Origin of the sequence: Nitrospirillum guanabarense, from assembly GCF_034653355.1 — a bacterium.
GTDB lineage: Bacteria > Pseudomonadota > Alphaproteobacteria > Azospirillales > Azospirillaceae > Nitrospirillum.
In genome coordinates, this window is record NZ_JAYEER010000002.1 from 627,198 (window position 1) to 636,369 (window position 9,172).

A 9,172-nucleotide genomic window follows, 5' to 3' on the forward strand; every position below is an offset into this window, starting at 1 on the left:
ATGCCGGCGCAACAGCCCGCCACCATCGTGCCCTCCGTCCTCGACCGGCTGATCCAGCCGGTGGAAGGGCCGACCGCGCGGGCGGTTGGCTGGAACGCGGCCCTGTCGCAGCTCAAGAACTCCATTCGCCGGGATTTGGAGGCCATGCTGAACACGCGGCGGCGGCCGGGCAAGCTGGGTAATGATGTTGGCGAGCTGCACCGGTCCCCTCTGCAGTACGGCATCCCCGACTTCACGGCCATGAGCATGGCCGCGCCTGAGCGCCAGGCCGCCTTCGGCCGCGCGCTGGAGGTGGCCATCCGCGAGTTCGAGCCGCGCCTGTCTTCGGTGGCGGTCACCCTGCTGAACGGCGGCCGCAACCTGGACCGCACCCTGCGCTTCCGGGTGGAGGCGGTGATCCGCCTGGACCCGTCGCCCGAGCCCATCGTCTTCGAATCCGTGCTGGACCCCGTCAGCCAGACCTTCCTGATCAAGGGCGACCCCCATGCCTGACACCTTCCTGTCCTTCTACAACCAGGAACTGGCGGCCATCCGGCGGGCGGCGACCCGCTTCGCGGGTGAGCACCCCAAGGTGGCGGGCAACCTGCGCATCAGCCCGACAACGGTGGACGATCCCCACGTCGCCCGCCTGATCGAATCCTTCGCCTACCTGACTGCCCGTGTTCGGCAGAAGCTGGACGACGATTTCCCGGAACTGACCGATGCGCTCCTGGGCGTGCTCTATCCCCACTACGTGACGCCGCTGCCGTCGATGGCCATCGTGCAGATGAAGGCGGCGCCGGAACTGACGGGCAGCTTCACCGTGCCGCGCGGCGCCCAAGTGGAGACGGAGGCGGTTCGGGGCGAGGCCTGCCGCTTCCAGACCACCATGCCGGCCGAGATCTGGCCGGTGGAGGTGACGGCCGCCAGCCTGGCGGCCCTGCCGGCGGCGGCCCCCCTGGTGGCGGCCACCCGCGAGGCCAAGTCGGTGCTGCGGCTGAAGATCAGCTCCACCGCGCAAGGGCAGGGCCTGACCGACCTGGGCGTGGATCGCCTGCGCCTGTTCCTCTCCGGCCCGCCGGAGGTGGCGTTCACCCTGCATGAGCTGCTGCTGAACAATGTCGTCGGTATGGCGGTGGTGGAGGATGTGAACGACCCCAGCCCCGTGGAACTGGGTCCCGACCATTTGACCCCGGTGGGCTTCGAGCCCGAGGACGGCATGGTGCCCTATGGCGCCCAGTCCTTCCTAGGCTACCGCCTGCTGAGCGAGCTGTTCGCCTTCCCGGAGAAGTTCCTGTTCGTGGACCTGCACGGCCTCAGCGCGCGCTCCCTGCGCGGGGTGGGCCAGCATATGGAGGTCTACCTCTACCTTGACCGCGTGTGGACGGAGGGGGAGCGGCTGGTGCGGCCCCAGGTGTTCGCCCTGGGCTGCGCCCCGGTGGTCAACCTGTTCCGCCAGTCGGCGGAGCCCATCATCCTGGGCCACGACGCCACCGAATACCTGGTGCAGGCCGACGCCCGCCGGCCGGAGGCGCGCGAGATCTACGCCATCGAGCGCGTGCGCGCCTCATCCCCCCGGGGGAGAAGGCGGAGTTCCTGCCCCTCTACGGCAACCACCACGGCACCGACCCGTCGCGCCACCAGCATTTCTGGCACGCCATGCGCCGCCCCCGGGGCGGGCGCGACGCCAGCAGCGAGATGTACCTGTCGCTGGTCGATCTGGGCCTGAACCCCAACGCCCCGCCCGACTGGACGGTCAGCGTGGAAACGCTGTGCTTCAATCGCGACCTGCCGGCGCAGCTGCCCTTCGGCGGCGGCCATCCGCGCATGCACCTGACCGAAGGCGGGCCCATCGCCGGCGTCACCTGCCTGACGCCGCCCACGGCGGTGGTGCGGCCGCAAACGGGCGACGGCGCCCGCTGGCGCCTGGTCTCCCATCTCAACCTCAACCACCTGTCGCTCGTGGATGGCCAAGGGGGAGGGGATGGCCAGGGCGGGGCGGCGGCGTTGCGGGAGCTGCTGAAGCTTTACGATTTGAAGGACACGCCGGAGACGCGGGCCATCATCGACAGCGTCACCGGCATCGGCTACCGCCGCGCCACGGCCCGGGCGCCCCACGCCGACTTCGCCGCCCTATGCCGGGGCGTGGACATCGATCTGGTGATGGACCCGGAACGGGCGGGCGCCATGGGCGTCTACCTGCCCTCGGCGGTGCTGGAGCGTTTCTTCGCCCTCTACACCTCCATCAATTCCTTCACCCGGCTGACCGTGCGGGCCAAGGGCCGGAAGGAGGCGCTGGTGCGCTGGGGGGCCCGCATCGGCGCCAAGGTGACGGCATGAACGCCATCGTGCCCCTGCCGCCACTCAGCGGGTCGCCCGCACTGCTGGACATGCTGCGGCATGAGCCCTTCCGCTTCGACCTGTTCCGCGCCATCCAGCTGCTGGAACGGCAGTTCGGCGCCTCGGCCGAAGAGGACGAGCTGCCCATCCGTTTCGCTGCCCATCAGTCGCTGTGTTTTCCGGCGCACGAGATCCAACGCCTGACCCTGCCGCACCTGGCCGAGGGCGCGGCGGAGGGCGAGCCTGTGGAGCCCGCCCGGCTGGACCTGAACGTCATGACCCTGACGGGGCCTGTCTCGGCCCTGCCGCAGGCCTATACCGAGACGGCCATCCGCAGCCTGCGTGACCGCACGCCCGGTTTCGCCGCCTTCCTCGATCTGTTCAACGACCGTATCGCCACCCTGCTGTTCCGCGCCTGGCGGCGCTATCGCCTGCCGGCCTTGTACGAGCATCGCGGGCTGGAGGGAGGTGACGCCGCCACCGCCGCCCTGTTCGGCATCGCCGGCTTCGGCACCGGCCACTTGCGCGGGCGCCTGTCCGTGCGCGACGAGGTGGCGGTCTATTACGCCGGCCTGTTCAGCCAGCAGCCGCGCGCCGCCATCTCGCTGGAGCGCATGCTGGCTGACGCCTGCGGCCTGCCCGTCAAGGTGCAGCAGTTCGCCGGCCGCTGGATCGCCATCCCGGCGGAGGAACAGACCTGCCTGCGCCTGGGTGGAAAGGCGCCCGCCTACAACCGCCTGGGGGTGGATGCCGTGGCCGGCGCCCGCATGTGGGACGTGCAGGGCCAGTTCCGCATCATCCTGGGTCCCCTGACGCGCCGCCAGTTCATGGACCATCTGCCGGGCCGGCCGGGGCTGAGGCGCCTGGTGGAACTGGCGCGCCTTTATGCCGGGCCCGAACTGGGCTTCGACGTGCAATTGGTGCTGCACCGGGAGGAAGTGCCGCCCTGCCAGCTGGACGGGCGGGACGGCGCGGGCCCGCGCCTGGGCTACGACAGCTGGCTGGCGTCGCTGCCCATGCTGCACGACCCGGACGATGCCATCATCAGTATCAATGACACCGATTAGTATAACCTGGAGCATATATCGGAAGTAATGCCGTTCTATTAATGTAATGTTACATGAACGACATAATAACGGATGGAAAATTCGATACTATAACCATCGGGTAAGTTCCAATCGTCGTTCGAGTTTTATTTTTGCAGTCGTGCCATCGGCGGACCTGGGTCGGACGATGGGGGTAGGGGAATACGTCAACCAAAAGCGCGGGTCTTGAAATGGATTCGATGGATCTAAGGACGCTGGTCGATGGGCTGGATGCCGCGGCCCGCCGGGCGCTTGAAGCCGCCGCCGGCGGCGCCATGGCCAAAACCCACTATGAGATCGAGATAGAGCACTGGCTGCATGCCCTGCTCGACCGGCCGGACACCGGCTTGCGCCAGGCGCTGCCCAAGGTGGGCCTGGGGCCGGAGGCGTTGGAGCGCGCGCTTGACCGTGGGCTTGCCCGCTGCCGCACCGGCAGCAGCCGCGCCCCGGCCTTCTCGCCGCGCGTCGTGTCGCTGATGCGCGAGGCCTGGTTCCTGGCCACCTTGCGCTTCAAGGCCGGGGCGGTGTCGCCCCTGCATCTGCTGGCGGCCCTGGTGGCCGATGACAAGGGCGCCTTGGCCTTTGGCGATCTGGCCGCCGCGCTGGAGGCCATCGACCCCCAGGCGCTGGACACCCTGATCGAGGCCGAGGTTCCCGAGGACGCCGCCGCCGATGGCCAGGCCCCGCGCAAGCCCGGCGGGCGCACGCCCAACCTGGACGCTTATACGATCGACCTGACGGCGGAGGCGGCCCAGGGCCGCATCGACCCCATCACCGGCCGCGATGCCGAGGTACGGCAGGTGATCGATATCCTGACCCGCCGCCGCCAGAACAATCCCATCCTGGTGGGCGAGGCCGGCGTGGGCAAGACCGCCGTTGTGGAAAGCCTGGCCCTGCGCATCGCTGCGGGCGAGGTGCCGGCGGCCCTGCGCGAGGTCAGCATCCGCACGCTGGACCTCGGCCTTCTGCAGGCCGGTGCCGGCGTGAAGGGTGAGTTCGAGAACCGCCTGAAGGGCGTGATCGACGAGGTCAAGGGCTCGATCAAGCCCATCATCCTGTTCGTGGACGAGGCGCACACCCTGATCGGCGCCGGCGGCCAGGCGGGGCAGGGGGACGCCGCCAACCTGTTGAAGCCCGACTTGGCGCGCGGCGCGCTGCGTATGGTGGCCGCCACCACCTGGGCGGAATACAAGCGCTATATCGAGCGCGACGCCGCCCTGGTCCGCCGCTTCCAGCCGGTGAAGGTGGACGAGCCGGACGAGGAGACCGCCATCGCCATGATGCGCGGCCTGGTCCCGACGCTGGAGAAGCACCACGGCGTGCGCATCCTGGACGCGGCGGTGCGGGCGGCGGTGCACCTGTCCCACCGCTACATCACGGGACGCCAACTGCCCGACAAGTGCGTCAGCGTGCTGGACACCGCGTCCGCCATGGTGGCCATGAGCCAGGCCGGCCGGCCGGAGGCGCTGGACGCCGTGGCGCGGGAGACGGAAGGGCTGGAGGCGGAAAAGGCCTCCCTGCTGCGGGAGGTGGCGCTGGGTGCCGACCATGGCGACGCCATCGCCGCCCTGGACGAGCGGCTGGCCGACGCCCAAGTGCGCCAGGCCGACCTGCACCGGCGCTGGACGGAGGAACGCCGCCTGATCGACGAAATCGTCGGCGTCCGGGGAGCCCTGGAAGAGAGGATGGCGGAAACGGCGCAGGGCGGCACGGAGGCGGCCGCCCTGCGCGGCCGCCACGCCCGCCTGCACCAGGACCTGACGGACTATCAGGGCGAGCGGCCCCTGATGCACCACGATGTCACCGCGCAGGCGGTGGCCGAGGTGGTGGCGCGGTGGACCGGCATCCCCGTGGGCCGCATGCTGTCCAGCGAGATCGAGACGGTGCTGGGCCTGGAAGGACGCCTGGGCCAGCGGGTGGTGGGCCAGGACGACGCCCTGCACCTGATCGCCGACGTGTTGCACACCGCCCGGGCCGGCATCGCCGACCCGCGCAAGCCGCCGGCCATCTTCCTTCTGGCCGGCCCCAGCGGCGTGGGCAAGACCGAGACCGCCCTGGCGCTGGCCGACATGATGTATGGCGGGGAACAGAGCCTGACCGTCATCAATATGTCGGAGTTCAAGGAGGAGCATAAGGTCTCCCTCCTCATGGGGTCGCCCCCCGGCTACGTCGGCTATGGCGAGGGCGGCATCCTGACCGAGGCGGTGCGCCGCCGGCCCTACGGCGTGCTGCTGCTGGATGAGATGGAAAAGGCGCACCCCGGCGTGCAGGACATCTTCTACCAGGTGTTCGACAAGGGCGTGCTGCGCGACGGCGAAGGTCGCGACATCGACTTCCGCAACACCACCATCCTGATGGCGTCCAACGCCGGGTCCGACCTGCTGACGGCCCTGGCCGCCGACCGCGAGACCCTACCGGATTTGGCGGGCCTGACGGCCGCGCTGCATCCGGAACTGCTGAAGCATTACAAGGCGGCCTTTCTGGGCCGGGTCACGGTGGTGCCCTACCTGCCGCTGACGGCGGAACGCCTGCGCGACATCGTCGGCCTGCAGCTGGGCCGCCTGTGCCAGCGGGTGGAGCGGACCTATGGCGCCGTCCTGTCCGTGTCGCCGGCGGTGATCGAACGGCTGGTGGCCCGGTGCGGCGAAAGCGACGTCGGGGCCCGCGCCATCGACCACGTGCTGTCGCGCAGCCTGATGCCGGCGCTGTCCAAGCGCCTTCTGGAAACCCTGGCCGCCCGGCGCACCGTCGCCGCCGCGGCCGTGGATTGGGATGACGAGGCCGGGGATTTCCGGATCGACATCCAAACGGTGCCACTGGCCGAAAGGCCGATGGTGGAGTCCGCGGCGGAATGAAGCCGCCAAGGCGACGCCCGGACCCGAGCCGCTTGGGGTCACCCGGCGCACCGTAACGTCCGCGCCGGCGCCTGGCCACCCGGCCAGCCCGGCGCACAACGCAAGCCCGCGTTCAACCAAAGTCCATGAAGTGAGGAGAACTACGAATGCCTATTTATCTGCAGATCGACGGTATTTCCGGCGACGCCACCCAACAGAACCACCAGCAGTGGACCGACATCAAGACCCTGCAGTGGGGCGTGACCCGGTCCATGAACACCCTGGCCGGCGCCACCGCCAACCGCGAAGGTTCTGAGCCGTCGGTGCGTGAAGTCGTGCTGACCAAGACCAGCGACAGCTCCTCCGTGAAGCTGTTCTCCCAGGCCTGCAGCGGCCGTTCGGGCGTGACCGCCAAGATCCACATCGTCACCAGCGGCAACCCGGGCGACACCTACATCGAGTTCACCCTGACCAACACCCTGATCTCGTCCTACAACATCTCGGCCTCCAGCGACCGGCCGGAAGAGCAGATCGTGCTGAACTTCACCAAGGTGGAGATGAAGTACACCCCGTACGACAGCCAGCATAACCCGCAGTCCCCGATCATCGCCTCCTACGACCTGGCCACCACCAAGTCGGCTTGATCGATCGCTTGAGCGACCACGCGGGCGGGCAGCCGCCCGCGTGGTTCCAAGCTCCTGATAAGCGCCTGGGATCGCTCGCGTCGTAACACGGATGGTGAAGCCGCCGTTTCGGCTCTCGCCCAGAGTCGTGGGCGGAGAATGAGATGATGTCTGCCTTGGGTGTTCATCGTCGGGGGCGGGATCGAGGGCAAGCGACGCTAAGCACTTGGCATTTTTACTTTCTCGATATCTTGTTTGTAGTCTGCATCTGGTTGATCTGGGCGTCCTATCCAGATCTTTTGGTGTTTGACGGTGGCGCCGACCACGTCCTCTTTAGCAGATATATGTTTTGTTTCTTTGCTGGGCCGTTTTTGTATGGCATCCGAATTGCGATGTATGTCGCGATCTTTAGAAAATATAAGAAGCCGATGACTATGGAAATTCGGATCATCCAGATTTCCATCGGCGCTTTTATAACGATCATGGTTCTTGGGATATTTGCCGGAGATCTATGGGCTTCGGCTCACGGATATAAGAAGTGCTTCAAGGTGGCCGATCGTTCCAACGATTATTTATATGTATTGCAAGGAACAGAATGCCCGCCGGAGCCTAGCCTCGGCGAATACCTGCACCCGGAAGACAGTAGGCGGCAGTAGAAGCCGCTTTCGGCGAAAATAGGAGAGTGGGAGAGAACGCTATGGCAGTCGTCCTGAACAGTGATTGGGGACCGTTCCGCAATGAGACCGAGGCCACGGCCTGCCTGTGCGCCTATGTCGACAAGGTGTGCGGTCCCGGGGTCGGCATTTCCTGGGCCACCAACGGCTATGTCTACCCCCTGCGTGGCCCTACGCGCGATGCCGGCGGCTTTGGCGACATCTTCGTTTTCCAGTGGAGCCACATTCCCGCTCCGCCGCCCAAGCATCAGCCGCCGCCCGACTTCTGGCATCGGGTGAAGGCCTTCATAGAGAGCTGCATGGAAGCGCAGGGCAAGGCCGCCATCGCGCAGAGCGAGGCCGACCTGGCCATGAGCCAGGCCGTGGGACGCGTCTTCAACCGCATGTTCACCTCGCACGGCGATGACGCCCTGGGCGTGGCGCTGGACGTGCTGTGCGTCGCGGCCTCCATCGCGCTCATCCCCACCGGGCTGGGCGTGCTGGGCGTGGCCGGCCTGGTGGGCGGCGCCTTCCTGCTGGTGGCCGACGGTACCGCCTACGGCATGGAGCTGGCCGGCAACGATGAAGGGGCCGAGGCCTTCAAGCAGCACACCGAGAAATACCGCATTATCGCGACGGTCATGACCCTGCCTGACATCGTCGTCGGTGGTCCCAAGGCCATCAAGGAACTGGCGGAGGCGCGGGAACTGTTGCAGGCGGACTTGACGACGGCCCGTTCGGCGGAGACCCTGGCCGCGCGCACCGCCAATGCCTCCCGCGCGGAGCGGTACGCGCAGATTGCGGAGCGTGCTCATTTGCGGTCCCAACTTCGTGCCAAGCAGATCCACGCCGGTATGACGCTGGAGGTCGCCCCCCGCGCCGCTGGCGTCGGCTCCGGCTTCCTTATGATCCGGGAAGAGATTCTGGGCGATAAATCGGCCCTGCATGAAATAGCCCGCCGTCTTCAGGTTCACAGCGTCGCGGTGCACAAATGATGACAGACACCCACTCCGCCCCGGTCTGGCGGCGCCCCTCTCCCGGATATCTCTTCCACCTGGCGCTCGCGGTGGTGGGCATCACCTTCCTGGCCATCGGCCTGGACGGTTCGATCAAGCTGCGGGCGCAGCTTGATCCGGTGGAAGCGCTGGATGGGGCGGGGCTGGTGGGTTTCCTGTTCAGCTGGGCGCTGGTCTTCGGCTTTCGCCTGATCTTCTGGGGCCGCGTGCCCAGCCAGACCCAGGGCCTGGTTCGCCTGTTGCTCAGCGCCATCTTCGCCGTCGAGGTCGTGGCTACAATCGTGGCCTTGGGCCTGCTGTTCACCCAGCCCGGCGGTGTTGGCGGCAGCGTCCTGGTGACCGTCTTCACCCTGGCGGCCGCCCTCTGCCAGATTTCCACCATCATCTGGCTGCTGCGCTACCGCAAGGAATAGCCCGTCACAGCGGGGGCGTTCTCCCGCGCCAGTGGGTGGTACAGGGTCGCGCGATTCACGCCGTCTTCGTTGCGGAAGCGGGCGTCGCTGAAGCAGCGGCGCACCAGGGAGAAGCTGCGGCCAGACAGGGCCACGGCGTGGGCATGCGGCCCGCCCCGTCTTACCCTTTTGGGTAGGTGGGCCCGAGTAGCGTCCGATCACCAATGGGTTTCGCTTATGTAAAAGGGAA

8 protein-coding genes and 1 pseudogene are annotated in these 9,172 nt (G+C 67.5%); 8 read left to right on the forward strand and 1 reads right to left on the reverse strand.

The features are described from left to right. From tssE to UAA55_RS09320, 8 genes and pseudogenes are all read left to right on the forward strand, one after another. The gene (gene tssE, locus UAA55_RS09285; protein WP_322952401.1) at nucleotides 1–492 is read left to right on the forward strand and encodes a type VI secretion system baseplate subunit TssE; all 492 of its coding nucleotides are present in this window, start codon (nucleotides 1–3) and stop codon (nucleotides 490–492) included. Then, nucleotides 485–2,319, forward strand: a pseudogene (gene tssF, locus UAA55_RS09290) (type VI secretion system baseplate subunit TssF). The gene tssE and the pseudogene tssF overlap by 8 nt, the downstream one beginning before the upstream one ends. Further along, nucleotides 2,316–3,386 carry a type VI secretion system baseplate subunit TssG gene (gene tssG / locus UAA55_RS09295; RefSeq protein WP_322952402.1) on the forward strand — a complete coding sequence of 357 codons (1,071 nt, stop codon included), beginning with the start codon at nucleotides 2,316–2,318 and terminating at the stop codon, nucleotides 3,384–3,386. Before tssF ends, tssG begins: the two are co-directional and overlap by 4 nt. A 218-nt stretch (nucleotides 3,387–3,604) precedes the next feature. After that, nucleotides 3,605–6,259, forward strand: coding sequence for a type VI secretion system ATPase TssH (gene tssH / locus UAA55_RS09300; RefSeq protein WP_322952403.1), 2,655 nt, complete (start codon nucleotides 3,605–3,607; stop codon nucleotides 6,257–6,259). A gap of 146 nt (nucleotides 6,260–6,405) precedes the next feature. Beyond that, nucleotides 6,406–6,882, forward strand: a complete 477-nt coding sequence (locus UAA55_RS09305) for an Hcp family type VI secretion system effector (protein ID WP_040848882.1) — start codon at nucleotides 6,406–6,408, stop codon at nucleotides 6,880–6,882. Nucleotides 6,883–7,025: 143 nt separating this feature from the next. Further along, nucleotides 7,026–7,517, forward strand: a complete 492-nt coding sequence (locus tag UAA55_RS09310) for a hypothetical protein (protein WP_322952404.1) — start codon at nucleotides 7,026–7,028, stop codon at nucleotides 7,515–7,517. 41 nt (nucleotides 7,518–7,558) lie between these two features. After that, on the forward strand, nucleotides 7,559–8,509 hold the full coding sequence (locus tag UAA55_RS09315; RefSeq protein ID WP_322952405.1) for a hypothetical protein: 951 nt from the start codon (nucleotides 7,559–7,561) through the stop codon (nucleotides 8,507–8,509). Further along, on the forward strand, nucleotides 8,506–8,943 hold the full coding sequence (locus UAA55_RS09320; RefSeq protein ID WP_322952406.1) for a hypothetical protein: 438 nt from the start codon (nucleotides 8,506–8,508) through the stop codon (nucleotides 8,941–8,943). The genes UAA55_RS09315 and UAA55_RS09320 overlap by 4 nt, the downstream gene beginning before the upstream one ends. Here the strand turns inward: UAA55_RS09320 and UAA55_RS09325 are convergent. Beyond that, nucleotides 8,928–9,077: a hypothetical protein gene (locus UAA55_RS09325; protein ID WP_186455048.1), complete on the reverse strand. Its 150-nt coding sequence runs from the start codon at nucleotides 9,075–9,077 to the stop codon at nucleotides 8,928–8,930. The genes UAA55_RS09320 and UAA55_RS09325 overlap by 16 nt on opposite strands. Nucleotides 9,078–9,172 lie beyond the last annotated feature (95 nt).